At 48.9% G+C, this 26,557-nt stretch carries 20 protein-coding genes; 4 read left to right on the forward strand and 16 right to left on the reverse strand.

Features of this window, described 5'->3' with window-relative positions; genetic code table 11:
* Positions 1-46: 46 nt before the first annotated feature.
* From MKY59_RS18485 to MKY59_RS18510, 6 genes are all read right to left on the reverse strand, one after another.
* Positions 47-1,783 carry a sugar ABC transporter substrate-binding protein gene (locus MKY59_RS18485; RefSeq protein WP_339273000.1) on the reverse strand — a complete coding sequence of 579 codons (1,737 nt, stop codon included), beginning with the start codon at positions 1,781-1,783 and terminating at the stop codon, positions 47-49.
* Between the two features lie 333 nt (positions 1,784-2,116).
* The gene (locus tag MKY59_RS18490; RefSeq protein ID WP_339273002.1) at positions 2,117-3,541 is read right to left on the reverse strand and encodes a response regulator; all 1,425 of its coding nucleotides are present in this window, start codon (positions 3,539-3,541) and stop codon (positions 2,117-2,119) included.
* Entirely contained in the window at positions 3,538-5,250 is a 1,713-nt protein-coding gene (locus MKY59_RS18495) for a histidine kinase (RefSeq protein WP_339273004.1), read from the reverse strand. Before MKY59_RS18495 ends, MKY59_RS18490 begins: the two co-directional genes overlap by 4 nt.
* Positions 5,251-5,655: 405 nt before the next feature.
* Complete coding sequence (locus tag MKY59_RS18500) at positions 5,656-6,288, reverse strand: spore coat protein (RefSeq protein WP_339273006.1); 633 nt, start codon at positions 6,286-6,288, stop codon at positions 5,656-5,658.
* Positions 6,289-6,503: 215 nt separating this feature from the next.
* On the reverse strand, positions 6,504-8,453 hold the full coding sequence (locus MKY59_RS18505; RefSeq protein WP_339273008.1) for an FUSC family protein: 1,950 nt from the start codon (positions 8,451-8,453) through the stop codon (positions 6,504-6,506).
* A 21-nt stretch (positions 8,454-8,474) separates the two neighbouring features.
* A complete protein-coding gene (locus MKY59_RS18510) occupies positions 8,475-8,915 on the reverse strand; it encodes a MarR family transcriptional regulator (RefSeq protein WP_236412073.1) in 441 nt (146 codons plus the stop codon).
* 299 nt (positions 8,916-9,214) lie between these two features.
* Here MKY59_RS18510 and MKY59_RS18515 point away from each other — a divergent pair, with 299 nt between their 5' ends.
* Positions 9,215-10,042, forward strand: a complete 828-nt coding sequence (locus MKY59_RS18515) for a sugar phosphate isomerase/epimerase family protein (RefSeq protein ID WP_339273011.1) — start codon at positions 9,215-9,217, stop codon at positions 10,040-10,042.
* A 101-nt stretch (positions 10,043-10,143) separates the two neighbouring features.
* On the opposite strand, the gene MKY59_RS18520 is transcribed toward MKY59_RS18515, so the two are convergent.
* The 5 genes from MKY59_RS18520 to MKY59_RS18540 are packed head-to-tail and all read right to left on the reverse strand — an operon-like array spanning position 10,144 to position 16,389.
* Positions 10,144-11,085 carry a family 43 glycosylhydrolase gene (locus MKY59_RS18520; RefSeq protein WP_339273012.1) on the reverse strand — a complete coding sequence of 314 codons (942 nt, stop codon included), beginning with the start codon at positions 11,083-11,085 and terminating at the stop codon, positions 10,144-10,146.
* Between the two features lie 47 nt (positions 11,086-11,132).
* A complete protein-coding gene (locus MKY59_RS18525; RefSeq protein WP_339273013.1) occupies positions 11,133-12,845 on the reverse strand; it encodes a discoidin domain-containing protein in 1,713 nt (570 codons plus the stop codon).
* Positions 12,846-12,872: 27 nt separating this feature from the next.
* Positions 12,873-14,558 carry a hypothetical protein gene (locus MKY59_RS18530; protein ID WP_339273014.1) on the reverse strand — a complete coding sequence of 562 codons (1,686 nt, stop codon included), beginning with the start codon at positions 14,556-14,558 and terminating at the stop codon, positions 12,873-12,875.
* Positions 14,559-14,577: 19 nt separating this feature from the next.
* Positions 14,578-15,447, reverse strand: coding sequence for a carbohydrate ABC transporter permease (locus MKY59_RS18535; protein ID WP_236412062.1), 870 nt, complete (start codon positions 15,445-15,447; stop codon positions 14,578-14,580).
* A gap of 18 nt (positions 15,448-15,465) precedes the next feature.
* Entirely contained in the window at positions 15,466-16,389 is a 924-nt protein-coding gene (locus MKY59_RS18540) for an ABC transporter permease subunit (RefSeq protein ID WP_339278435.1), read from the reverse strand.
* Positions 16,390-16,667: 278 nt separating this feature from the next.
* Here MKY59_RS18540 and MKY59_RS18545 point away from each other — a divergent pair, with 278 nt between their 5' ends.
* Both MKY59_RS18545 and MKY59_RS18550 read left to right on the forward strand, forming a co-directional pair.
* A complete protein-coding gene (locus tag MKY59_RS18545) occupies positions 16,668-18,389 on the forward strand; it encodes a histidine kinase (protein WP_339273015.1) in 1,722 nt (573 codons plus the stop codon).
* Positions 18,377-19,726, forward strand: coding sequence for a response regulator (locus MKY59_RS18550; RefSeq protein ID WP_339273016.1), 1,350 nt, complete (start codon positions 18,377-18,379; stop codon positions 19,724-19,726). Before MKY59_RS18545 ends, MKY59_RS18550 begins: the two co-directional genes overlap by 13 nt.
* A 109-nt stretch (positions 19,727-19,835) precedes the next feature.
* On the opposite strand, the gene MKY59_RS18555 is transcribed toward MKY59_RS18550, so the two are convergent.
* From MKY59_RS18555 to MKY59_RS18565, 3 genes are all read right to left on the reverse strand, one after another.
* Positions 19,836-20,018 carry a YjfB family protein gene (locus MKY59_RS18555; protein ID WP_236412057.1) on the reverse strand — a complete coding sequence of 61 codons (183 nt, stop codon included), beginning with the start codon at positions 20,016-20,018 and terminating at the stop codon, positions 19,836-19,838.
* Positions 20,019-20,218: 200 nt separating this feature from the next.
* Positions 20,219-21,289: a HAMP domain-containing sensor histidine kinase gene (locus MKY59_RS18560; RefSeq protein ID WP_339273017.1), complete on the reverse strand. Its 1,071-nt coding sequence runs from the start codon at positions 21,287-21,289 to the stop codon at positions 20,219-20,221.
* Positions 21,286-22,008 carry a response regulator transcription factor gene (locus tag MKY59_RS18565; protein WP_339273019.1) on the reverse strand — a complete coding sequence of 241 codons (723 nt, stop codon included), beginning with the start codon at positions 22,006-22,008 and terminating at the stop codon, positions 21,286-21,288. Before MKY59_RS18565 ends, MKY59_RS18560 begins: the two co-directional genes overlap by 4 nt.
* 293 nt (positions 22,009-22,301) lie before the next feature.
* Here MKY59_RS18565 and MKY59_RS18570 point away from each other — a divergent pair, with 293 nt between their 5' ends.
* Complete coding sequence (locus MKY59_RS18570; RefSeq protein WP_339273021.1) at positions 22,302-24,209, forward strand: serine hydrolase domain-containing protein; 1,908 nt, start codon at positions 22,302-22,304, stop codon at positions 24,207-24,209.
* A gap of 162 nt (positions 24,210-24,371) precedes the next feature.
* On the opposite strand, the gene MKY59_RS18575 is transcribed toward MKY59_RS18570, so the two are convergent.
* Both MKY59_RS18575 and MKY59_RS18580 read right to left on the reverse strand, forming a co-directional pair.
* Positions 24,372-24,896: a GNAT family N-acetyltransferase gene (locus MKY59_RS18575; RefSeq protein ID WP_339273023.1), complete on the reverse strand. Its 525-nt coding sequence runs from the start codon at positions 24,894-24,896 to the stop codon at positions 24,372-24,374.
* Between the two features lie 191 nt (positions 24,897-25,087).
* The gene (locus MKY59_RS18580; protein ID WP_339273025.1) at positions 25,088-26,533 is read right to left on the reverse strand and encodes a 6-phospho-beta-glucosidase; all 1,446 of its coding nucleotides are present in this window, start codon (positions 26,531-26,533) and stop codon (positions 25,088-25,090) included.
* Positions 26,534-26,557: the final 24 nt, after the last annotated feature.

Genomic DNA, 26,557 nt, shown 5'->3' on the forward strand with positions numbered 1-26,557 from the left:
CGTGAAGAAAGGCTGCAATCGCAGCCCTGCCATTGTTCATGGATGTTTATTTTTTCGATGCGATCTCGGCTTGTATTTCCTGAATGACTTGGTCGCCGCCTTGTTTCTTCCAATTGCTGACGAAGGTATCGAAGTAGTCCAGAGACTCTGAACCTGTCACGATTTTGATGAACGATTCCTGCTCCAGCTTCGTCAGATTCGCCCACGTCTGTTTCATGCTTGGCGTCGTTCCGGAGAATGCAGGTGTCATCCATACGAATTTATTTTCCTCTGTCAGTTTGTCGATCAGCCCGACTCCGTTGATCCGCGAGTGATATTTCGACCAGGCCGTAACGTTATCCGTATCCATATCGCTCAAATAGGTTTTGATGCTTCCGATATTGTTTTTCGATTCGGTTGTACGAACTTGATCCAGACCGATCTCTCCTTTAATCCCGCGAACGACGTCGGAATAATCATCCAGCAGCGACGTAGCGGAGTTGACTTCGATATTAAAAGGTCGGGTCGAACCGTCTACCCCGGTTTCCTGATACTTGGCGGCTTCCGGCATCGTTGTTGCGACATCTTTATCATTGGCCAGTTTGTCGTAGAACAGGTTTACAATTTTGACGGCCAGTTCAGGGTGCTCATATCCTTTTCTTACCACGATGAACTGATTGGATGGATTGGCATGCGCCACGTTCACTTTACCGTTTGCATCCTCCAACGTATATGCCGTGAATTTTGCATCTTTATCCATCTGTTTCACGCTGATCAGTCCCCAGTCGGGAATATGCCATGGTCCAAAAGCGATCCCGCTTTGGCCGTTGGTGTAGAGTGCGGTAATATCATCAAACGTGCGTGTCCCGAATTGCGGGTCGATGATCCCTTTCTTGAACCAATCCGCCATGATGCCCAGCATCCGCTTCGTTTCTTCTGTTGTGGAACCATAAACGATGCTGCCGTCTTCGCCATTCATCCAATATTGCGGGAATGCGCCCTCTGTTGAGGCAACTCCCAGCATGGTATAGGCAGAAGCATTATAATCTGTTGTGTTCAGCGTATTCACAAATGGAATGCCGACCGGGTTTCCGGATTGACCAGGATCTCTTTTCAGAAATTCCAGCGCCGTTTTCTCCACTTCATCGAGCGTGAGGGCTCCGTCTCCATCGGCATCTAGTTGAATGCCCAGCAGATCCAGCCAATCTTGACGGACCCAAACCATCGCTGGTGCGGAATCCAAAGCAGTTGCCGGAAGGGCCATCAAACGTCCATCGATCGTTGCATTGTCCAAAGCGCGTCCATCATAGGAATCATAAATCTGCTTGATGTTATCCGTGGCATATTGATCGTAAACGGCCGTCAGATCCTCAATCAGATCATTATCCACCAGTTCCTTCAGCTCATCCTTGGAATCGACGCGCATCATGTCAGGCAGTTCCCCGGATGCGATGGCCAGCGAAACTTGACGGCTGTAATCTTCGCCATTAGCTTCAAATTGATCTTTAATCTGAGCGTTAAACGTGTCTTTGACCAGTCGGGTATATGCGTTATTCTCATAGGTGTCTCCCGCCGGCAGTTTCGGGTTGGCCGTAGTTACGCGACCCATGGTGACGGTGATTTCATCTTTATAAGCGCTGAACGGATCTCCCGGCGTTACCTCATATTTGCCTGCTTCCTCCGCCGTAGGAGCATCGGAGGCGCCCCCACATGCCGCAAGGGTTGTAACCATCAGCGCAGACATCGACAGCACGGCCAGGCGTTTCGTCAACCGCTCGCTTTTCATGGACCATTTTGTTCTCATCGCATTCGATTCCCCTTCGTTCTGATTGTTTATTGTTGTTTGCGCTTTCATTATAAAATAAAGAGAAGACTCATCGAGATAGGGATTGAACGTCTGTTTGGATAGAAGAATGGTTACAGTTTCAACCGGAATCCCTGAAACAGCGGTTCACTTGTGAACATTTATCCTACCTGCTGACATACAATCGTCTATCCATGCGATTCGTCGGTCAAAAAACAAAAACCGGCAGCTCCTGAAACAGGAATCTGACGGCGTTCAACGATCATCGTGGGATTTGGTCACCCAGCCCGCTTCCTTGACCTTTATATTCGTTTTTTTCGTCTAGATCGTCGGTCATCTGGAAGAGGTTTGCTGTTTATCCCCTCTCCCGGCCTGCCGATATTCGCTTGGCAGCATGCCTGTCAGTTCGCGAAACATGCGGCTGAAATATTTTTCATCCGTATAGCCTACCCGCTCCGCAATCCAAAAAATCGTATTATTCGTATTCAGTAAATACTCTTTGGACTTCTCTATTCGTATGAATCGGGAGTACTCATTAAAGGTTTTCCCCATCAGATCCTTGAAACATTGGCTGAAGTAGCTTCGGCTGATATTGAGCTGTTGGGAGAGGCCGGAAGCTGTATACGCCTGGTCCAAATTATGCTGCACGATCATCACCGCTTTTTTCACGGCATCGATGATCTCCTGTGAATACGAAGTCTGTTCATCGGCCTTTCGAATGCCTGAAGCGGTCTGTTTGATCCAAGCCTCTACCTCGTGCCAGGACTGGAAAGAATGGATCATGGAGATTCTTCCAAGCGTCGTTTGGGCAAAAAGGCGGTTCCACTCCATAACGATCGAGTACAGCAATCCCATCAGCTGGCCTCGATGCAATCGCAATGATTTGAACTGTTCAATCAGTTGGTTATAGTAACCTTCATGGTGGGTCCAAGGGGTTTGGAACCAACTTTGCTTAATCCGATCGATGTCCTCATCCCTCGGTTCTTCAGGAAAGGTGTCTTCCTCATTCATCGAAACGGCAATGACCGGGTCATCCGGATTGTAGGCATAGAATAAAGACGTCTCTGTATAATTCATAATCCAGTTCTGGATTTGCGACCACGTTCGTTCCTGGATATCGGATATAACCAGCAGCGTACCTTGAGGAACTTGATTGAGGGATTGCTGCAATTGTTGAAACAGTTGATCCTCTCTGTGTTCAGGTGCCGCCCACATCCAGCTATTCCGCTCAACCTCCCACCTGATCTCATCTCCATGGGCAGTCAGTTCCAACGGCCACCGCTGCTCGGATTTGCGATCCAGCGAAACCAGCGCGTATACCTTCCGGTAATGAACGTTGAGTTCATGCAGCGAAGGCAGCTTTCGATTTGTTTTCGCCAGCTCGTCCATTCGGGAACGGATGCGGTGCAAAACATGTTCGAACTGCTCTTTCTCAAGCTGAACCTTGGCTATATAGTCGATGGCTCCCAGCCTGAGCGCTTCCTGGATATAATCAAAATCCTGATGCAGCGTCAACACGACGATATGCAGCTCCGGATAAAGCTGCCTTGCAGCTCGCATCAGTTCAATTCCCGACATCACCGGCATCGCCAGATCCGTCAGCATCAGGTCGACCGGCTGGGATTTCAGGAAATCCAGCGCCTTCGACCCGTTGCTGGCTTCTCCGACAACCTCCATGTTGAACTCGCTCCACGGCATCGCAGAGCTTATGCCTTTGCGTACCAGCTTATCGTCATCCACAATCAATACCTTAATCATGCCGAGATCTCTTCTCCTTTAATAGGCAGTATGAGCAATATGCTTGTCCCTGTTCCCAATTCACTCTCAATCACCAGTCGTGCCTGATCCCCGTACTGTGCCTGCAGCATGCGGTGGACATAGTTGAGCCCGATGCCCATTCCTACTTTTTGTTGTTCAGCCACACGATTGTTCAGCAGTTTATGAATGGCCTCCTCCGTCATGCCTGCTCCGTTGTCTTGGATCATAATGTTCAACGTTGCCGTACGCGTAACTTCAATTTGAATAAAACCTTCGTCGCTCAATCCATGATAAAGCGAATTTTCAACCAGCGGTTGCAAAATAAAACGGGGTACGGGGATTTGAAGGACTTGTTCATCCGCGGTAATGCGGACGTCGAATTCAAAGTCATACCGAATCTGCTGCAAAATCAGATACTGTCTTAGCGCATCGATCTCCTCTTCCATCGTGGACACTTGCCCTAATTTGCCCAAATTGTAATAGAGCAGCTTGTTCAAAGACTGCACCAGCTTGTCGATTTCCCCTTGTCCGTTCATGACGGCCAGCCAGTGCACCGTATCCAGCGTGTTCATGAGAAAATGCGGATTGATCTGATAAAGCAGCTTTTCCACTTCCAGATCGGCACGTATTTTCTCTTTCTGCTGCACTTCCTTGAAGAGGGCCCGGATTTGATGCTGCATATTCGAAAATTCACCGAGCAGAAAATCAAATTCGGGAATCTGCGTGCGAGCCTGGCTGCCTGTCGTTTGCGGATTTTTAGACATACCGTTGATCTCCGAATGGAACAGGCCGAGCGGTTTGTAGACCATCTTCCACAGCAGCCAAGCAAGAAACACGGTAAAGCCGAGGAAAAATAAAGCGACCAGCAATATTTGAAGCAGCCACTGGCTTTTCTCCTGTTGATACTGAGCCTGCGAAATGACGGATACGACGCTCCATTTCTGCGAGGAATCCTCCTTGAACCAATGATAACCACGGGATATTCCGTCTTTGGCCGCCCCTTCCGACAAGCTGGAGAAATTTTCTCCGACTCTCATGGCTTCCGGTATTTCACTATAAACGATGTTACCCTCCCCATTCAGGATCAAATGCGATAAAGCGCCTTTGTATTGATTGTAGCCAAGCGTTTCCTGTGTCAGGCGAAAACCGGATTCCACGTATATATACACATCGTCCCTTTGAGGCAGTTGTACTTTTCGCATCGCAGACAACACCAGTTGATCATCGAATCGGTTCATGCTGGTATGAGGACCATAGTACGCAATGCCATATGATTTGAAAAGTACGGGCAGAGACTCGGGAGCAAAACGATCTTTGATCGGAAAGTTGCCGAACTGGGTCGTGCCTTCTTTCTGAAAGTAATACAAGGTCAAGCCGATATTCGGATTCGTAAACGTAACGACATTCAGCTCACTCTTTAAGGCATCTCTGGCCTCGATCAATTCGAAAATATCGGCGGAAGGCTTCAAAAATTCATCCAATTTTTTGCCCAAAGTTCCGCTATAGGACAACTGCTGTGTGACATGATTCATATTCGTGATCGAATTCTCCAGCGAGGACGTCACCTGCTGCAGATTACTGCGGATGCCATCATCGATTTTATTGGCGAAAATGGAATCAATGGTGTAGTAAGAAATCGCGAATATGCTGATAAAAGGGATAAACGCACTGAGAAAAAACAATAAAAAAATTCTTTTTTTAAGTGTCATGTCGGCCTGCTCTCTCTCCTTATAAAAATGAAACAGCAAGCTCCTGGTTATGGAAGCTTGCTGTTTATATCCATACAGCTGTACCGATTATCTTTTTCCCCGTAGGCATCGGCCTACTTGAAGCTTGTCGGCATCTCAATCCATTCAGGCAGAAAAAACCAGGGACCCTTTTATCTCCGGCCGTCCAAGTCCAATTTCTTTTCATAATTATAGATCGATATTCAAATATGTCAAACGCTTTCATTCGTGCTGGGAGTTAAACCGATATTGAATCGTAATACAGAAAAAAATGTTACGGAATGAATCGCTTAACAATGACGAAAAAACCTTTGCTGATTTTCATCAGCAAAGGTTCTCTGTTTCAACATAATTGTAATTCACCGAAATCCATGTGCTTCAAACGGCTTAATGCGTGAAGTTTGTACCCGGAATGGACTGGATCGGCGCAGGAGCAAAGCCGTTTTGGATTTGCGTCATGTCCTGCTGAGCCAGCTGAGGGACTTGATAAAAACCGTGTTTATTTTGATAGATCGAGATTTCATAAGCCATTTCGATGCAATTCGGCAGCGAATCGGCCAAGACGCGACGTACAACCGGGTTTGTGGTTTCCATCGCTGCCGTCGTTTTCATGACGGCTCCTGATTTGACCGCATTCAGCATGCAAGTGGAAATGGTTTGGTCACAAATTTCCGATGCCGACTGCATAGGTTTTCTCGGTTGGCTTGGTTTCATGCCAAAAATAAAATCATTGCCTTGTTTCATTTTGTAGCTTTGCGTTTCTTTGGATGGATTCTGACCGGATTTGAAACAATCCAATGTAATATTGTATTCATCGGCGATGAATTGTTTTTGACGCTGTAAAATGTCCTTCAATTCAGGATCTTGCACATGTTCGCTCAGCAAGGTATACGTGTTCAGCGTATTGATCGCTCCGGTAAGCACCTCCTGAACGTCAAACATCTCGTGGCCGCCATGATTCAGTTGTGGGGGAACCGTTCCTGTGTGCATGTTTTGATGGTTTTGGTTTTGCAGTTGCATTCGCGCATTGCCTCCTGTTTTTTGGTCGATTAGCTGCACAAGGAACAGTGTTAGGTCCGGATTTTTACCTTTGGCCATCACTTGTTCCTTATTTGTCAGTCCACCGATATTATGAGCATCCTGACTTTAACTATTCGGAATATTTATTGGTATTGCATGGAACCAGGATCATTCCAGATGAGGATACAACCAGCCAATAGGATTCGCTGAGGCCATCAAATGATGCGCAAAGAACGTTGAAATTGGGCAATATCTTCATAGATGGCAGGGTATTCGGGCAGCTCCGGAATGTCCATAACGGGTTTCTTCTTAGCTTTAATGGAGTTTGCAAGCCTTTCGAAATATCGACCGTACTCCATCGTCCGTGCCTCCGGCATCGGTTCCCCGGCAGGATGGCGGGACGCTGCCAGCAGCATGTATCCGAGATGCAAACAGTCCCCCACGGCCGGCCAAAGGCTCGTGATCTTTGCATCCCTGCTGATCGACTCGGCAAACGCACTGTCATAAACCGAGCGAAGCCGTAGCAGGGCGTGTTGAAGCTCCTGTCGTTTGGACTCTTTAAGCTCTGCACGTTCACTCTTCAACATGGCAATCAAGGCTTCCCCTTCCTTCGCAACGGCATCCGACAATACGGCAAGCAGTCGTCTGGAATAAATCTTCCTCCATAACAGCGTTGTTCCGACGATGGCCACGAAGCTCCCGATGATGATATCGACGATTCGAGCAGATATGAAATACCCGCTGGTCAGCACCGGATTAATCGTCGTTCCGATCAGCAACGTACTGGGGGTGATGAAAATAACCGCCAACGAGTAATTTCGGGCATAGATCAGTTCGACAATAAATTGAAGCCCGGCCAACGTTAACGGAACCCATACCCCCTGAGGTTTCAGCCATAACAAGGCCGCACCGACCAAAATGCCAATCATCGTGCCCGCGGAACGCTGAATCCCCCGATGCAGACTGCTGACGTAAGTTCCGCCACCCATGACTGCAGCCGCGGATAAAGGAACCCAATACGAACGGTTCAAATGAAAACCATAGGCAATAGCCGCTGAAATCAAAAGCACGATTCCATAGCGGAGAGCGGCGTAGTGCAAATGGGATTGCTTGTTGAACGCGTTTTGGAAATTGTCACTGAAACGGAAATCGATATTCGCAGCGGGCTTAGGGGAAAGAACCGAATGAGTTGTATCGCAGTTCATCTCAACCGCGGACTTCACGTTTGAATATAATGCGATAAGCGAAGCACTGCTTCCCTCCTCGGGCATTCGGACGTCGAAATGCTTCTCGCTGTTGTTCTGATGGAGCTGATTGCCTATGATCCGCAGCGTTTCAGCGAGTTGATCTTCGATCTCGTGTTTCGGCTCCAGCGAAACATCGAGAATCGAAAGAAATATTACGCCGGCTTGCGCGTTCAATCTTTTCCATTTTTCCAAAGCGCTTATGTTATCGTTCCGTTTTCCAAAAACATAGGAATGGGATAATGTCCGATCCGCCTGTTTCATGAGAAACGCCGCCTGATGCTGCCGCTCTGTATAATGATCCGTTCCGATGGAGGACAGCAGATTCGACAGGCTATGATAGACGGCAGAGACCGCCTTGGTCTCGGCAGCGTAAGGCTTTACGAGCACTCCCGCCATTCCGACGATCCAGGCAAAAATCGCCCCGCACAATACGCACAGCACATTGGGGCCCAAAGCACTCGGTTCATGCGGCATGGAGGTGCCAATCGAATAAGCGAGAACAAAAAACATGCCGCCAGGGCCGGCCATCTGAAAACGTTGAAACAGAAACGTGGCCAGCCCTCCGATCACCCCAAACATGAGCACCATAAACATGTCATTATAGGAGCTTAACGCGCCAAGCGCAAATGAAGCGGTTAATCCAAGCGCAACCCAGAATAATCTTGCCGCTCGCTGGGAATAGGTTTCATTAGTTACATATAGAAAGGTGAAACCTCCGACGGATGCCAATATGCCGAGGGCAGGGTCTCCGATCAAAAAACCGGTCAACGAGGGAATGCCCACACTGATCGCAGAGCCGACTCCCCTGAACCAGTTTAACGGGCTAGGTTTGATTCGAAAGGCTTCTTTAACCGTTGTTTTCTTCGGAAAATGATGCTTTGCCCGCCTTCTGTTGTCATGAGTCTGTTGATGATCCATCTTACCTACCTCTGTTTCAAACTAATTTTGGGTATGGGCTATCGCATTTTTTTCGATGCGGGATAATACACGGCTGAACATGGTTAATTCATCCTCCGTAATCCCTTCCAATACTTGATCGAAAACCTGTTCCAAATCCTTTTCGACCTCGTTTCTTAATTTCGTGCCATCTTCTGTAATGAAAATCAAATATGAACGACGGTCCTGACGATTGGTTTGGCGAACGATCAGCCGATTCCTCTCCAGGTTATCCAGTATTTTTGCCAAGGTGGCAGGGTCCTTATCCGCAATGACAGCCAGCTCTTTTTGTGTAATGCCTTCATGCTCAAACACCCTCTTCAATACCGTCCACTGTTCGGGCGTAATGGAAAAACGCTTTAAATGGCCTGTAAGAAAACGAAGAATCGCTCTGCTTGTTTTCGTTAAGGCATATCCATATAATTCTTCGGAGCTAAGATTCATAAGTGTCTCCACCTTCAAAATTGATTAGTATACATATAATTCGTATACATATTAATTTTAGAATTTATCGTGAGAAAAAGCAAATATTGCACTAAGCGGATCAAAAAAAATCTGGGGTTAACCGCGATCGGACGATGGTTCCGACCACGTAGTAGCTCCGTGTAAAAATAATTCGTTCAACTTATATCGTTTCTTTTTTGGATGCTGCTGTTATTATGAATGTATATCCTGAATTTGAGTGGATTGGGTACAGGAGTAGTTGCATATCTGACTAGTGACGTTCACAGGAGGCGATGAGGATGATTAGAGGATTAACGAAGGCTGGTTTGGGAAAGATCGAGTCGGATGAACAGTATATTACAGATGCGGCAAAGCACGGTTTCCAGTCCGTCGATTTGAATCCGCTCTCATTGGTTCGACAATATGGCAAGGAACAGGCCGCACACCTGTTGGAAAGCAATCAGATCATCATCGGTTCATCGGATTTGACGGTGGACTGGAGAAACTCGGAACAGCAATTTCGCGAAGGCCTTCCATCTCTGGTTGAAATGGCCGAAGCCTCTGCTGCGCTGAATTGTTTCAACTGCTGCACCTATGTTTTACCTTCGACGGACCAGCCGGCGGCGCCATTTATGGCAGCGGCTACAAGAAGATTGAGACTTTGCGCCGATATTTTGGGCGCCTACGGTATTCGGCTCGGGCTGGAGTTCGTGGGCTGCCATCATTTGCGGACCCAATGGAAAAATCCGTTTATTTGGAGTGTGGAGCATACCCTGGACTGGATCGATGCCATTCATGTTCCCAACGTAGGCTTGTTGGTAGACTCCTATCATTGGCATACGAACGGTTTACGGATCGAAGAGGTGCTGAATTTGAAAAAGGAGCAGATTGTTCACGTTCATATCAATGATGCCTACGATTTGCCGATTGAACAATTGCTTGATCATGAACGCTTATATCCCGGCGAGGGGGTCATCGATTTGAAGGGCTTCCTGAAAAATTTGCAGGCCATTGGTTACACAGGCGTTGTAGCCCAAGAAGTGCTGGCGCCTGCACCGACCCTTGCTTCAAGCGAACTGTTCGCCAAATCGAAAGCGGGTTTTGATCGCGTGTTCGAAGCTTTGTAACGGATGGAGTAATGAAAGAGCTGCAAACAAGCCGGGAACCTTGGTTTCCGGCTTGTTCTGCGAAGGAGTACATCGTAGTTTGTTTACATTAACCGCAATTCTTAACGTTCAAACATCATCGAACGGGTTTCTCTTTCGAATAATAACGAAGAATAATCATTCAGGGTCGGAACGTCCCCATGGAATTCGATCGGCAATACCACATAGCTGGATTGAAAGTAATCGGCTCCGTTCCAGCGATCGGAAAAGTACAGGAATTCCTGCTCCGACCGCTTCAGTACAAAGGCGGGCTGGGTATGGTACGTCGTTTCGTCCCCGAAATCGCTAAGCATGCTCCACGGACCCTCCATGGAGTGGGCCATCGCATATTTCCCTTGATTCGGCTCCCAACCCGTGCAAAAAGAGGTGAGCATATAATACTTCCCATTTCGCTTGAAGACGGCAGGCGCTTCCCGGTACTCACCCTGCCATAGCTTCCCGACAAGACATTCGACATTAAGGTAATCTTCCTGCAGCCGATAAACATGAAGATCCGCATTGTCTCTGGCAGCCGAAATAAAATAGGCAGTACCGTCATCATCCTGAAAAAGGGTGCAGTCCCGCGACATATACCCAAAGGGATTAAAGCTGCCATGATACACGAAATGGCCATCGGGAGAATCGGATGTGGCAATGGCGCATGCAGCGTCGTTGTAATCGTTCCCGTTTTCATAGTGAACCCAGAGAACAAATTTCTTTGTCGCCGGATTAAAGAGCACCTTAGGCCGTTCCAGATTGACTTTTCCACCCTTTTCGTTCACTAATCCCAGATTCGTTCGGACTCTAATCGGCGCCACCGGAGTTGAAGTCGTCAGGATATGATTTCGAAACTCCCAGTTGAATAGATCTTTGGAACGATAACAGCTAACATACATATCTCCTCTACGGTCTTCGCCGTACCAATAATAAAAATCGTCATGGAACAGAATATGTCCGCCATGGGCATGGATCGGCTCACCGTTTATATCATTCCAAATGCCGCCATTGGTTAGTTTAGTATTCATGCCGCTGCCTCCCTTCTATTTCACTTCATACTTTTAGGAAAAAATCGTTAATCGATGTCCGTTCCGAATATCTTCACTTCCCACAGCCTTGGAGTATACCAGTTGTTAGGGTTATTGTGCAGCTTTGCGCCTTGCATATTTATTCTCACATACCTGGCCGTATTGGAGAGGCTATCGGAGGTGAAGCCGTAAGACGTATTGCCGGTCCGATCCAAGGCTACCGTCCAATGGACATTGTCTGTGCTCGTCTCAATGTTATACTTGTAGAATCCTTCAGAGCCTTTTTGCATCCACCAGGAAATCTGCACGTTATTGATCTGTTGAACCGAGCCCAGATCTACCTTCCACCAATGCGGCCAGGCGCTGCTTGCGGCGGTCCATTCGGTTTGGTAGCTTCCATCATTGGCGTAGCTGGCCGGTTTGGTTCCCGACGCCGTTTGCGCCGTGGCCTCTTTGCCTTGCGACAGCAGTTTGCCGTTCTGGACGGGAACGACGACATCATCGTTTGCATTGTACAGAATTTGATCAAAGTAATCATAGAATGCGTAACCATTGGAGAACCAGACAGGGAGCAATCGTTCCTCGGTTGTACCGTTTTGCGTACCTGCCCAACCGAACATCCAGCGATAAGCCACCATCACGACGTTGTCGCCGGTGTTTGGCTTTACCCGCATCACGGAGCCCGATTGCGCCGAGAAGGTCGACGTATTGCCGATCACGCGCAGCTCAGACCATTCCCCATCCATGCTTGTGGCCGAGGAATACATCGGTATGCTTGGATACCAGCCGGCAGCCTGGGAAGAAAACAAATAATACATGCCGTCTTTTTTGATGACTTTCGGCAGTTCCCTATGTTGGTTCTGGTAAATCACGGAAACTTGATGATCCACGTCCAGCCAATCGGAGGTCAACTGATACAAAACCGTATCCGAATTGTTATTCGCCGTGGAGATCAAATAGGCTGAACCGTCGTCGTCCTTGAAAATGGAGATGTCCCTGGACTCGTTTCCTTCCGGTCGAAAGCTTTTGTGAAACGTAAAGTGCTCTCCAGGCGTCGCCGAAGCCACCGATACTCTGGCCAGCGTGTAGTCCCTGCTGTTCTCGTAGTGGGCCCAAAATACAAATTTATTTGTAGGCGCATGGTACAGAATATTGATACCCTCAAATTTGGAATCGGCCAGGTCCGGATGATCCGTATAGGAAAGTACCACTTTGTCGTTCCCATAGGTTATATCGTCGGTCGACGTCTGTTGGATCATTTGGCCAAATCCGCCAGATGGCTTTTGCACGAAATTGAACCTGTAGTAGGTATCCCCGACTTTAAGTTCATTCGGAAGGTTTAGGGTTGATTTTGTTGTATTATCAAATGTGGTGAGGTTATCCGGAAGGACGTAAGGTGTGTATTCGGGCGAAACGGCGGAAGTTAACAAGGAATTGCCGGCATACGCCTTCACTTGATACCTGTATGTGCTGCCCATGTTAAGGTCATAATCATCCGTCGTAGTTCCGCCTAGTGTCTGCAATAATGCAAAAGGTTCATTGTTTTCGGATCTGAACAGCTCGTATCCCGTCGCTCCGTCGACAGGTGCCCAGTGTATTTTGGCATTGGATACTTCCGATTCGTTCTTCAGCACAAACAGGGTTGCGGCAATATTCGTTTCCTCGCCGGCAGCATGAACGGTTTGTGCCGAGGACGAAAAATGAAAGGCCAGCAACAACAATGCAATGACGATCGCCATCCCTTGTTTCCCTTTAATCACGCTTCATCATCTCCCTCTAACCAAACTTTATTTCAACTTCATCATGGCCATGACATCCGTCTCGCTCGCCTGGTTGTACCATTCGTTGACTTCTTCGATCACGTCGTCTCCGCCTTTTTCGTGCCACTGTTTGACAAAGGCATCAAACGCTTCAAGCGGCTCATTGCCATAAATGATTTTGGTGAATGTTTCCTGTTCCATCGTGGTCAACTGCTCCCATACATTTTGCATCGTTGGTGTAGGCGGCCCATTAAATGCATTTGGCAGCAACGCATCCCGGTTTTCGTATGAAATCCGATACCCGTCTTTGGTCGTTGGATCACTTGATGCACTTCGGATCAGGACGCCCGTATCGGGCTTCGCACCATTCGCCAGATCGTAATACGATTTGCCGGGGCCGTCTACGCTCGGCGTATTTTTGGTAAATGCCATTTTCCCGACGCCTTGCACGGCATCCAAAGGCTTGTTGAATTTCTGCGGATCAAACGTGACTTCGTCATTGACGATATCATAATCGTATCCCTGGGCGTAGCCGTATTTAAACTCTCCGGTACCGAACGCGGCATCGTACATTTTATCGTAGTACAGGAAGAACGCTTCCATGTTCTGAAAATCCTTGTTAAACATAAACACGCCATCATTCAGCTGGGCGGATTGATAGGTTTTGTCACCGTTCACGCCTTGAATGGTCGGATAAGCGCTGATTTTCGCTCCCTCTATATTTTTCTCCACATCCATCACACTGCCGTATAGCCAAGGACGACCGATGATGATGCCTGCTTTCCCTTGAGTAAAATCCGACAGTGCGTCCCAAGCGCCCTGCGTGGCTAGTTCCTTGTTCAAATACCCTTTGGCATACCAATCGCGCAGCTTTGCAAGCGCCTCTTTGTTGCCGGCGGCCACCGATCCATAGGTCAGTTTGCCGTTATCGTTATACCATTGGCGAGGGAGATATTTGCCCGTATATGCGCTGAAAATCATGACCGGATCGCTGACCCAACCCGTGTTGTACGAATCTTTACCGGAGAACGTAAAGCCGTATGTATCTTGTTTGCCATTGCCGTCCGGGTCGTCATTGGTAAACGCCGCGATGACCTGCTCGAATTCCTCGATCGTCGTCGGCGCCTTCAACTGCAATTTGTCGAGCCAGTCCTGGCGGATCAGCATGACTTCGCCTTCCGTCAAATTCGGCGCGATCGCCATCCCGTACACTTTGCCATCCCTGACAACCGGATTGAAGGTCGACGGGTATTGTTTGTAAATTTCTTTAATCCGGTCAGGCATGTAAGCTGCGATATCTTCGGTAATTTCCTTGACCCGCCCGGATTCGATCAAATCATTCACCAGCATGGTGTCATACACCGGCAGAACGTCAGGCAGCTTCTCCGAGCCCGTGAGCGCCAGCCGCAGCTTGGTATTGTATTGCGAAGCGTCACCGCCCAGCAAGGTGGTTTCGACTTTGATCCCCAGCTTTTCCTCGCCCCAACGGGTCAGCACATTGTCGTTCAAACTTTCGCCATTGATGTATTTGCCCGCGTTTTCATCCTGCTGTTTCGCAATCGTCATCGTGATCGGAGGATCGTATTTTCCGTCCTTGAGCACCGATTCCGTCGTGGAGACGGTTTTGCTTTCTCCACCGCTGCAGCCGGCAACAAGCGCCGTCGACAGCATGATCATGCTTGCCATTTTCCAACCATTACTTCTTTTTTTCATTGAAATAATCCCCCTCGCTTTATTCTTTGACAGCCCCCAGCACGATGCCCTTCACGAAATATCGCTGCAAAAAAGGATAGACCAATATGATCGGCAGCGTGCTGACAAAAATTTGGGCTGCTTTAATGCTTTGCTCCGACATGGCTTCGACTTCGGCCTGGCTCATGGCCATATTCTGCATGTTGCTCTGCACCACCACCGTTTGCAGAAAAGAAGCCAGCGGATATTTGCTCGCATCCGACATGTACAAAATCCCGTCAAACCAGGAATTCCAGTGCCCCACCATAATAAACAGGGATACGGTCGCCAGTCCCGGCAGAGACAATGGCAAATAAATTTTGCTGAGGATGGCGAAAAAGGACGCTCCATCAATAAATGCCGCTTCTTCCAACGCTTTTGGAATCGTTTTGAAGAAATTGACGAGAAGAATCAGATTGTAGGCTCCGAACGCTCCCGGCAGCACAAGTGCCCAAATGGTATCCTTCAATCCAAGGCTTGTCACCAAAATGTAAGAAGGGATCAATCCTCCGGAGAAGAGCATCGTAAAGATAAAAAACCACATCAGCGCGTTGCGGCCCCGGAACTCCTTGGAGAGGGCATATCCTGCACAGGTAAGGATAAACATGCTGATTGACGTGCCCAAAACCGTTCGAAGGATGGATGTCAGCATGGAACCGATGAAATTGGAATTGTTGAATGTTTTTACGTAGCTATCCACATTGAATCCGACCGGCCAAAACGACACCAGGTTGCCGCTAACGGCTGCTTTGCTGCTGAGCGATTGCGCCAATAGATGAAGGAGCGGAAGAAAACACGCCAGTCCCGCCAAAATCATAAACGCATAGTTGAACACCGAGAATACTCTATAGCCTGTCGTCTTATGGTACACGATCCCTCTCCCTCCCTGTTAGAATATTTTATAATTGGCATACTTATAGGCCAGCCTGTAGGATACGACGATCAAGATCAGGCTGATCCCCGATTTGAACAGTCCTACCGCGGTCCCGAACCCGTACTGTCCGTTCAGCAAGGAAGAACGATAGACATATGTGTCGATGATATCTCCCGTACTGTAGACCAGCGGGTTGTACAAATTGAACACCTGATCAAATCCCGCGTCCAGAATATTTCCCAGACTGAGCGTAGAAATGACGATAATCATCGGCAGCATGCTGGGCAAGGTGACGTATAGAATTTGCTGCCGGCGCGTGGCGCCGTCGATCTCGGCCGCTTCATAATAGGAAGGATTGATTCCTGCAATGGTCGCCAAATAGACGATCATGCCGAACCCGAAGCTCTTCCAAACGTCGCTGACCACCACCGTGAATCTAAACAGGTCAGGGTCCCCCAAAAAATAAATCGGATCGCTGCCGAACATCCACGTCAATAGCTGGTTGACGCCCCCATCCAATCCGAGAATGTCGATCATCAATCCCGCAACGGTGACCCAGGACAGGAAATGCGGCAGATAAACCAGTGTCTGCACGCTTTTTTTGATGCCGACATTTCGCAGCTCGCTGAGTAGAATGGCCATAATGATCGGAACGATAATGCCGACGATAATTTTGGAAACGGCGATTATGAGCGTGTTGACGATCGCTTGGGTCGCCTCGTCGTACCGAAATATTCTTTCGAAGTTTTCCAACCCGATCCACCGTGAGCCGCTAATGCCCAGCCATGGTTTGTAGTCCTGAAACGCCATGAGCAAACCTACCATGGGACCGTAAGAAAAAATGCAGACAAACACAATAGCAGGAATACATAGTACATACAACGGCCAGTTTTTCTTGATTTCCTTTTTCCATGAATTTCGCCGGGAAACGGCTGTTATCGTTGTTTTGGCCGATTTTGCGAAACCGATGTCATTAATACTGCATACCTCCTTTATGACGACTCTTGGAATGCGATCCTCGTATTTAGCTTAACAAAAGCGCTTACATGCCAAAATGCCAACATTTCAAGATCATCACCTCAACCTGAATCATTTTGAAACCGCTTTTATTAAAATGCACATCCCACTCTTCCGCTTTTTGACAGTTTATCTTATGATATAGCTAATTCGATACGGGAACGCCGTAACTCAAGTTTTGCTGCGGAAAGGGAACGTCTATGATCAAAAAAATGTACATGAAACGATTTATTTATTTTTTTGTATTTTTTCTGCTGCTGACGTTAAGTTTGTTTTTCGTGATGAATCGCCTGAGTTCCAAAACGCTGGAAGAAAATCTGATCGGCGCTTCCAAAAACCAGCTTGATTACGTGAAGGGCATTCTTGACGGGATTATGTATGAGGCAAACATGTACGGGGTTCAGTTTGCGGCTGACAGCGATGTTCGCTTCTATCAGAACCATGTGATCGAGCTGAGCAATTACGATTCGCAAATGAAAAAAAATGACATCGTCGACCGTTTGCGGCAAACGCTCCTGTCCAGCCGATCCATTGAATCGATCGGTATTTACTGGACGTCCGAAGAAACGTTCCTGTCGACCAACAATACGCTTGAAGCGAGGCTTCCTTTCCAAAAGGTTCATCGCCAGGGATGGCAAATCCAGGGCGACAGCTTGTATTACTTTGCCGTCTACCCTTACATCCATAAATCCGGGCAAACGGAACCGGCTCAGTATGTAGTCGGCGTAAAGCTGAATACCGATTATTTGAAAAGCCTGCTAAAAAAGGCGGTGAACAATGACAGCTCCAACGCCTTTTTCCTGTTTAATCAGCAGCGGTTGTGGAGTGAGGGAGAAGTCGATACCGACTTGTTGAAAGCGATTACGGATATGCTTTCGCCCGGGCAGGACGCAACGTTAAAATATGATTATCATACAAATTCGGACGATTACTATGTTCTTTCCCGATACATAGAACCGATCGATGCCTACCTGATTACATATACGCGCACGAATGATTTTCTGCAACCGCTCGACCGCAGCCGCAAAGTTTTCCTTGCCAGCATTTTAGCGGTGCTGACGCTCGGCCTGGTTGTCATTTTTACGTTTTACCGAAACTACGACCGCAATATCCGATTAATGGAGAAAAAATTTTTGCAGGTCGAGCAGGGCAATCACAGCACGCGCATTACCGAAAACACCGATAACGAATTTTACGGCCTCTTCCGGAGCTTTAACCACATGGTTGCGGAAATTCAGGGTCTGTTCGTATCTTTAAAGACTGAAACGGAGCTGAGAAGAAGTGCGGAGCTGAAACAGCTGCAAGCCCAGATTAATCCTCATTTTCTGTATAACAGTCTGTTCTTCATCATGTCGGTGGCCCAATTCTCTCCGGATGCCGTCATGCGTATGAGCAAACATCTGGCCGAGTATTATCGCTATTTAACCAAATTGGATCAGCATGAAGTCACTCTGGAAAGCGAGCTGCAATTTGCGGAACACTATCTCATCATCATGACGCTCAGCAAAAAGATCGAGTACAACATCGATGTACCGCCGGAATTGGCCTCCACCCCCCTGATGCCTCTCATGATTCAGCCCGTCGTGGAGAACGCCATTCAACATGGAATCGAAGGACAGCAGGGAGCCCATCGGGTAACCATCGATATCAAAAGGGCGGAAGCAGCCATTCTAATCAAAGTGTCGGATGACGGAAAAGGGCTTGCACCGGACGAAATTCGCCGTTTGGAGGCTCAGCTTGAACACGCTACCCCGCCGGAAGGGACAAGAGGCGTGGGTCTCTGGAATGTGAACCGGCGCTTGAAAAATACGTACGGAGAGGCTAGCGGATTGCAATTTTCCGTGAATGATTGGGGCGGCTTATCCGTCCTGCTTGTAATCGAGATGTCTATAGAGAAAGGGGAACGCCTATGCGATTATTAATCGTGGATGACGGACATTATGTCGTCGAGTATATGAAACACTTGCTGGATTGGAAAGCCTTCGGCATCGATCAGATTGAAACGACGACCAATTCGATCGAAGCGAGGGACATGCTGAATCGAAGCCCTGTAGATATTTTGATCACGGATATCCGCATGCCTGAGGTTTCGGGATTAGATTTGCTTCAACATATTCACATAAACAGTTTGCCGACGAAGGTCATCATCCTTTCCGGCTATTCGCAGTTCGATTATGCGCAGCAAGGCATCCGGTTAGGGGCACTCGACTATTTACTGAAACCCGTGGATAAAGATGACGTCGAGAAAGCCATGTCTAAAGCCATCCAACACATTGTGAAGACAAGGCCCGTTCAACCTGCCTCATGGGACAACTTTGACGGTTTGGGGTACATGCTCTCCCTTCTTGGAGAAAACGAGGCATTAAAGAAGGAATTCGCTGCTTATTCGGAAGGTTTAGGGCAGCATCGTTTTTGCGGTTTCAGGGCAGAGGATTGTTCCCCAGAGGATGTGAGTCGTTTAAAGGATGCTGTCGGGGACAAATGGAGCCGTCTCGTTTGGACTGCAGGCAGGCGGCTGATCGCTTTTGTTCCGGAAGACGCCGCGGGGAAACTGGCCGATCAGTTCGATCACGCGGTCTTGTCCCCTCCGTTTTCCTTGAACGATCGCAACGAAACCCGGCAGCTGTTTTATGAATTTTTCCTGAATGAGGACGTGTCGTCAGACGACTTTACAAGGGTATTCAAACAATTGCCGTCATGCGGGGAATGGGAATCCTTCAAAATTGTTGTTCATCAATATGAACGAATCGTTCACCGAAAACAAAAAATGATCTTTCTTATGGAGAGGATTATTGATATATATCTTGCAGATCAACATCGGAATGCCTCTGAAGCCGCGGATTGGATATTCAATCGGCTTCGGAATCCCGACGAACTTTGGCCGATTCTAAAGGGCAGCGTCAGCCGGATCAGCAGCAGCAAGCAGATGTCCATTCAGAACATCGTCACGAAAGTGCAAAGGCATATCGAAGACCATCTGGCTCATGGACTCAGCCTGGATGAGCTGGGGAAAGTCGCCCATCTTCATCCTGTCTACCTTTCCAAACTTTTCAAACAGGAAACGGGTGAAAACGTCTCTAACTACATCTCCAGGAAACGGTTGGAGAAAGCTTCACAACTGCTGCAGGACTCCGAACTTCGCATCGCCGACATCGCCCACATGGTCGGTTACAAAAAAAATCAGTATTTCATCCAATTGTTCAAGGAAAAATACGGAGTTACGCCCTATCAGTACCGCAGAAACACAATCCATCAATGAAGCGGAAAGTTACGCTGCCGTTGTCATTTCCATCGATACAAGAAGTCGCAAGGGAAGCGACTTCTTGGCATCCAAGGGTTTATTCGTCTGCACGAACTCATTGATGTTCTTATACGGAAATATCCAGACTTCCGCCCAAATTCGGATGCGGCGCCGGAACCGTCTTGAGCATCTCGGCCATCTGTTGGCCTTGTTGCTCCGCCATATTTTTGGACATGGACAACACCTGCAAGCTGGCTGACTGGGCAAGCGAAGTTTGGCTCATTGCGATCGACAAAGCGGCAATATCCATCCTCTCTCCTCCTTTCTCCCCTTGTATTCGGGTCTTTCCTATATATCGGTTGAACGTGCGCAAATTGAAAGCTTTACCCCAAAACCTTCAGCTCGCCATCCATTTCACGGCCTCGAATCGTTACCTTTACGAGCAGCTGTTCAGGCTGGGAATATGTCGATCCATCCCTTCCTTTTCTCCGGAATTGCGGCGTAAAGCCTTCATTCCGCTCTTCTGTTTGACATGGACTTGGGAAAAAGCAGTTCAAATCTCGTCCCGTCAGACGCACCGTTTAAATGAAGCGTTCCCCTATGCAATTCCGCAATCTGGCGGACGATGGATAACCCGAGTCCTGTACCGCCGTCCTCCGTCCGTGCGGCATCCCCTCGCACGAAAGGATCAAAGATCACCTCCGTCAAATTCGCCGGAATGCCTACGCCGTTGTCCGCCACCGCCAATGAAACGAACTCTCCCGCCTCCGCCAGCTCGATCGTTACCTTCGTTCCCGGCGGATTGTGCTTCATCGCATTGGTCAGCAAATTGGACATCGCCCGATGCATCAAGCGTAAGTCGCAATCCGCCATGAGGTGTTCCGGAGAGCAATCCACTTCCAACGTGTACTGTTCCAGTTCGAAGAGCTCGTAAAATTCCGCGGCAACCTCCCTCGTCAACTCGGCGATATCCGTATGTTCCAGCATGAGCGGATAATCCGGCCTGTCCAGCTTGGACAACATGACAATCTGGTCGATCATCGCGGTAACTTGCTCCGCTTTGCCATACATCAAACGATACGTTTTGACCTTGTTCTCTTCGCCCTCAACCATGTCAAGCTCCAGGGCTTTGGCATATCCTTGGATGATGGTGATCGGTGTCTTCAAATCGTGGGACAGATCGGCAAGCATTTGTCTTTTTTCCCGTTCCAGCTTGCGATTGTCCTCCCGTGCCCGTTCCAGTACTTCCGCCATCTCGTTGAACGACTTCTGAATGACCTCAAATTCATAACCACCATCGATGATCAGGCGCTCTCCATACTCTCCTTCCTTCATTCCCTGTATGGCAGAGGCGATCCGTTCGAGCGGTCTCGTCACCCGTCTCGCACTCCACAAGCTGTAGACCACGCAGCAAGCGCCGAATCCACCGAACAACAACGTGAGATGAATATGATTTATCTCCAAAGTCTGGTTTTCCACATCAAGCACAAGCAGCACAAATACCCCTATCACGACGCTTAGCGCTGCTGCAAACCAGACGGCCGACTTCAGCATGGCATCAAACCATTTTTCCTTCTTCAAGGGATATCCTCTTTTCTGGCAAACTTGTATCCAAGCCCCCGAATGGTCTGAATATATATCGGCTTTCGGGGATCTTCCTCCACCTTGTCCCTGAGCCTGGAAATGTGAACCATGACGGTATTGGCGTCTTCATAATAAGGATCGGACCACACCTGCTCGAAGAGCTGTTTTTTGGTATACACCCTGCCGGGCGCCTGCATCAGCATGGAAAGCAATTTGTATTCCATTGCGGTCAGCGCGATGGCGCGTTCTTTTTTATACAGAATGCAGTCCCGGTGGCTCAGCCGCAATTCGCCGACCACCGTAACTTCGTCACTCTCCGCCTCCCGGACGGGAAGGGACGCGTCATTAAAATCATACGTCCGCCGAAGCAGCGCCCGGATTCGGGCCACAACCTCAAGCGGATTAAAAGGTTTCCCGATGAAATCATCGGCGCCAAGCAGCAGTCCGTTGATTTTGTCATCATGGCGATTTTTGGCAGACAACATGATGACTGGAAGCTTATATTCCGTGCGCAACAGCTTCAGCAGCTCGATTCCATCGATGCCTGGCATCATAATATCCAGCACCGCAAGGTCGATTCGCTCGTTATGCAAGCACGCCCATGCCTCTGCACCATTATGGGCCTCGATCACACGAATGCCTTCCTTAGCCAGAAATAAGCCGAGCAATTCCACAATCTCGTGATGGTCATCCACCAACAGCACTGTTCGTTCCACGCCAATCTCCCTCTTCCATCATTTGTACATAATCCCAGTGTATCATGCTCATCCTCTCTTGGCGTATTTTGTAAGGTTAATTTATGATTCGTGACAGTCCCATGAAAGAAACCGGCATTACAATGGGTCCAACGATATAAACCGCACGAATCAATCACACTAGGGCACTGCAAGTGCAGTACCATCTTCCGATCGCTGTTATCCCCAGATTGGTTCCTGCCTTCTCCGTTAACGTGTGGATGTTTTTGGCGGTTTATATAGGAACTTATTCTGCTTGAGGAGGCACATAACACATGAAACACCGATGGTCTTCTATATTGCTGGCCTTGCTCATGACGATCATGGGAACGGGATACTTCCCGGATCAGGCCGCAGCCCAAGAAGCGATTCGCCCGCATGAGTTGCAGCAGGCGGCCGATTCGGCCGTGGAAAAGGCACTGGCGCGCGAGTCCATTCCTGGCGTCGCCGTCGTTGTCACGCTGCAAGACCGGATCATTTTCCAGAAAGGATACGGATTCGCGGATGTTGAACATGGCGTACCGATGGACCCGGAACGAACGATTCTGCCGGTCGGATCGCTAAGCAAAAGCCTCGCGGCAACAGCCATTATGCAATTGGAAGAACAGGGAAGGGTATCGCTGGATCAAGACGTGAACCGTTACCTCTCATCCTTCCATGTCCCGATGTTCCAGCAGCAGCCCATCACACTGCATCACTTGCTCACACATACTGCAGGTCTGGATGATGCCATGTACGGCGTAGAGGCCGCCTCTCCCTCCAAAGCCGTGGAGCTTAGGACATTCATGAAGCATTATTTCGACGAGCAGCCGCCTGTTCGTCTACCCGGCGAAGCATTTGCCTATAACAATGCCAATTATGGCCTAGTCGCCAGTCTGCTGGAGGATGTGTCGGGAAAACCGATCGATGATTATATGTCCCGGTATATTTTCGAGCCGCTGGATATGCCGAGTGCTGGCATTTCGGCCCCTCTATCACCGGACATGGCCCGTTCGTACACGTTTGAGGACGGATCATATGTCCCTCTCCCCCACTCATACGTCAACATGCCGGGTGCCGGAGGCGTAAGCATGGTGCCGGTGGAATGGGCGCATTACATGATTGCGCAATTAAATGACGGCATGTTTCGCGGGAAACGTCTCCTTCATGCCGACACGGTGCGGCAAATGCAGGCACGCCACTTTGCCGAGCATCCCCACCTGGAAGGCGTAGGGTACGGTTTTTTCCGTACACGGCTGCGAAGCGGGCTGTTGACGTTGTCCCATACTGGCGATATTAACGGTTTTTCGGCCAAAATGGTGCTCGTGCCTTCCCGCAAGCTGGGCATATTCGTCATTAGCAACGCACCGTCGCAAGGCGGGAAATTGCACGATTCGATCATATCCTCCATCGTTCAGCTTCTTCCTGAAGCAAGACAAGAGCTTAAAGTGAATCAAACGCCGGTTTCTTCCCAGCTGCAGCAATATGCCCGGACCTATACGTTGACGCTTGGACCTTTGCATGGCTGGGGCAAGTGGCTGCGGTGGCTTGGGACAAGGGACTACGAAGTGAGCGCATCGGAGAACCACCTTGTTATCCATGGGATCTTTCCGGATGGGCCGGGGGAGAAGGAAAGTCGCATCTATGAGCCCATAGGCACCGGACTGTTTCGGGAACAAGAAAGCGACAATACCGTTTCGTTTAAGCAGGGTCGCGATGAATGGAGTATGAGTTTTACTCAGGGAGTTACCTTGGCTGAAAAACCTCCCTGGTGGCGCCATCCTGCCACATCATTAGCCATATATGTTACGATTGCGGTGTCATGGGTGCTTTTATTCGTCATCGGGGTCGTCCGCTGTCTGCTGCGTGTTATTTCGCCCAAACGATTCGGCCCTGCCTCGGCCTGTTCATCTACATGGATTGCTGCCATATTTACCTGTTACTTGTCCGGGCAATTGTTGTATGGCAATTCGGAAGCAATGATTCACGGTTATCCCTGGTGGTATGTTTGGTGTTTCTCGGCCTTGCCCTTCATCGGGCTGGTTCGTGCTTGGTATATCGCCGTCATGAAGCTCAGGCCTCTGCAACCGCACATTCGCAATCGGATCGTGCCCTCCTTGACTTCATGCCTGATCGCCGGCCTCAGCTTGCTCACCGTTGCTTTTCTTTTTTATTGGAACATGCTTCCTCTACATTATAGTTGACTCATGGAGGCTCGTTCTCCATAAACATAGACAAAGGCGGCTTCGCATCATGCGAAACCGCCTTTGTCTTTTTGCCGGGTTCTGTCCGCTTCGTCCAGCAGACGATAGCTCAAAATCGTTTTGTTGTGAAAAACAATGGATTCCACGTCCAGAAACGTTCCCTTAGAATGCCTGCAGATTCTCCATATGCACCGTTTGCCACTCGTCATACTGCTCGGTAACGATCGCAAATCCTTGCCGCATCCAAAAATCCACGGCCCCCGGAAGGAAGCGATGAGTATGCAAATACAGCGTATTGTACGCCATTTCCCGCACGGCATCCTTCAATGCGCCGGCAAGCAACGAACCGATGCCGTGTCTGCGGTACTCCGCATCCACGTAGCATTTCACCACTTCGGCGGCCGCCCCTTCGGGATACCGTCCTTTGATTTCTTCGATGCGCCCGTCGTACGGAACAATTCCTATGGAGCCAATAATCTCGTTGTTCTCGGTTATTGCGACCAGAAACTTGCTTTGATCCGAATGCATGTAATGCGCATGGAAATGCAGCAAGTCCTGCGGCAGCGTTTCGTGATTCAGCATCGGGAATACTTCGCGCCGCACCTTCATCGCAAACCGGACGGCTGCGTCCACCTGATGTTCCTGAATCACCATGACTTTCGGCATGGCTTGAAGCGGTATGGCCATCTCCTCATTCCTTATCTCTTGGTTTGGGCTTGCCGCCCTCGGATCGGCAGGAAGCGAGCATTGCGATCAGCGGCTTCCATTCCCTTTCCATCTTATAAGAAATACGGCCGAACCAGCAATACGATAAAAAGGAAAGCCGGTCCCTGCGAAGGGAAGTCGGCATTCCTTTTTCCAAGCAAGCTTCTGTACGATTACTCAAAGTACTTTGCACCATTGCTCGAGATGACGTCTTTGTACCAATGGAAGCTTTTCTTCGGAATTCTTCTTAACGAACCGCTGCCATCGTTGTTCCGGTCTACATAAATGTAGCCGTACCGTTTCTTCATCTCCCCAGTTCCGGCGCTGACAAGGTCAATCGGTCCCCAGCTCGTGTAACCGATGATGTCGACGCCATCCTGAATCGCCTCGGCCATTTCGGCAAAATGGCGATCCAGATAGTCGATGCGATAATCGTCCTCGACCGTATCATTTTCGAGCAGCACGTCTGTCGCGCCCAACCCGTTCTCGACGATGAAAAGCGGTTTGCCATAACGGTCATGCAATTGGTTGCATGTAATGCGCAGCCCTTTCGGATCGATCGTCCAACCCCATTCGGAGGCTTCTAAATACGGATTTTTCACCGATCCGAACACGTTGCCCTCCGTGGAATTTTTCAGCACCTCCGGATCGGCGCTGGTGCAGCGGCTCGCATAATAACTGAATCCGATGTAGTCCACCGTGTTTTCCCGCAGCAGTTCGAGATCGCCTTCTTCCATTTGAAGCTCGATGCCGTGTTCCCGGAAAAAGCGTTTCGTATATCCCGGATATTCGCCTTTGGACTGCACGTCGATGAAGAAGAACGATTCACGGTCCAACTCCATCGCTTTCCATACATCTTCCGGATTGCTCGTATACGGATATACCGTTCCCGCCGCAAGCATGCAACCAATCATCGCATTTGGAATGATTTCGTGACAGGCTTTGACGGCAAGCGCGCTGGCAATCAGTTCATGATGGGCTGCCTGGTACAATACCTTTTCCTTGTCGTCGCCGTCGTTCAGGACGATGCCCGCCCCGATATAAGGAAGATGCAGCAGCATGTTGATTTCGTTAAACGTCATCCAGTATTTCACTTTGTTCCGGTAGCGTTCAAACAATGTGCGAGCATATGTTTCAAAAAATCCGACCATCTTGCGGTTGGTCCACCCGCCATAGTTCTTCACCAAACTTACAGGTACATCGAAATGGCAGATCGTAACGACAGGCTCAATGTTGTGCTTGAGCAGCTCGTCAAACACATCGTCGTAAAATTGGAGTCCGGCTTCGTTCGGCTGCGCGTCATCCCCGTTCGGGAAAATCCGAGCCCAGGCTATAGACATCCTGAAGCTTTTGAATCCCATTTCCGCGAAAAGCGCAATATCTTCTTTGTAACGATGATAGAAATCGATCGCCCCATGGGAAGGATAAAACTCGCTTTCTTTGGGCTCAAATGAATCCAGTGCTCCCATTGCGATCTTCATGCGGTCCGGTCCAATCGGGATCAAGTCCACCGTGGTCAGGCCTTTGCCATCTTCCAGATAAGCGCCTTCGAGCTGATTGGCTGCAGTAGCTCCTCCCCAGAGAAAATTCTCCGGGAAGGACGTATACGTTTTAAACATATATTTCGTTTCCTCCTATCCAAA

Origin of the sequence: Paenibacillus sp. FSL W8-0426 (assembly GCF_037969725.1) — a bacterium.
Lineage (GTDB): Bacteria > Bacillota > Bacilli > Paenibacillales > Paenibacillaceae > Paenibacillus > Paenibacillus hubeiensis.

What these genes read in the sequence shown, in the direction of transcription:
- MKY59_RS18570 (WP_339273021.1), top strand. Translation starts at nt 22,302, where the DNA reads ATGAAACACCGATGGTCTTCTATATTGCTGGCCTTGCTCATGACGATC.
- MKY59_RS18545 (WP_339273015.1), top strand. Translation starts at nt 16,668, where the DNA reads ATGATCAAAAAAATGTACATGAAACGATTTATTTATTTTTTTGTATTT.
- MKY59_RS18550 (WP_339273016.1), top strand. Translation starts at nt 18,377, where the DNA reads ATGCGATTATTAATCGTGGATGACGGACATTATGTCGTCGAGTATATG.
- MKY59_RS18500 (WP_339273006.1), bottom strand. Translation starts at nt 6,288, where the DNA reads ATGCAACTGCAAAACCAAAACCATCAAAACATGCACACAGGAACGGTT.
- MKY59_RS18510 (WP_236412073.1), bottom strand. Translation starts at nt 8,915, where the DNA reads ATGAATCTTAGCTCCGAAGAATTATATGGATATGCCTTAACGAAAACA.
- MKY59_RS18580 (WP_339273025.1), bottom strand. Translation starts at nt 26,533, where the DNA reads ATGTTTAAAACGTATACGTCCTTCCCGGAGAATTTTCTCTGGGGAGGA.
- MKY59_RS18485 (WP_339273000.1), bottom strand. Translation starts at nt 1,783, where the DNA reads ATGAGAACAAAATGGTCCATGAAAAGCGAGCGGTTGACGAAACGCCTG.
- MKY59_RS18495 (WP_339273004.1), bottom strand. Translation starts at nt 5,250, where the DNA reads ATGACACTTAAAAAAAGAATTTTTTTATTGTTTTTTCTCAGTGCGTTT.
- MKY59_RS18555 (WP_236412057.1), bottom strand. Translation starts at nt 20,018, where the DNA reads ATGGATATTGCCGCTTTGTCGATCGCAATGAGCCAAACTTCGCTTGCC.
- MKY59_RS18520 (WP_339273012.1), bottom strand. Translation starts at nt 11,085, where the DNA reads ATGAATACTAAACTAACCAATGGCGGCATTTGGAATGATATAAACGGT.
- MKY59_RS18490 (WP_339273002.1), bottom strand. Translation starts at nt 3,541, where the DNA reads ATGATTAAGGTATTGATTGTGGATGACGATAAGCTGGTACGCAAAGGC.
- MKY59_RS18530 (WP_339273014.1), bottom strand. Translation starts at nt 14,558, where the DNA reads ATGAAAAAAAGAAGTAATGGTTGGAAAATGGCAAGCATGATCATGCTG.
- MKY59_RS18575 (WP_339273023.1), bottom strand. Translation starts at nt 24,896, where the DNA reads ATGGCCATACCGCTTCAAGCCATGCCGAAAGTCATGGTGATTCAGGAA.
- MKY59_RS18515 (WP_339273011.1), top strand. Translation starts at nt 9,215, where the DNA reads ATGATTAGAGGATTAACGAAGGCTGGTTTGGGAAAGATCGAGTCGGAT.
- MKY59_RS18505 (WP_339273008.1), bottom strand. Translation starts at nt 8,453, where the DNA reads ATGGATCATCAACAGACTCATGACAACAGAAGGCGGGCAAAGCATCAT.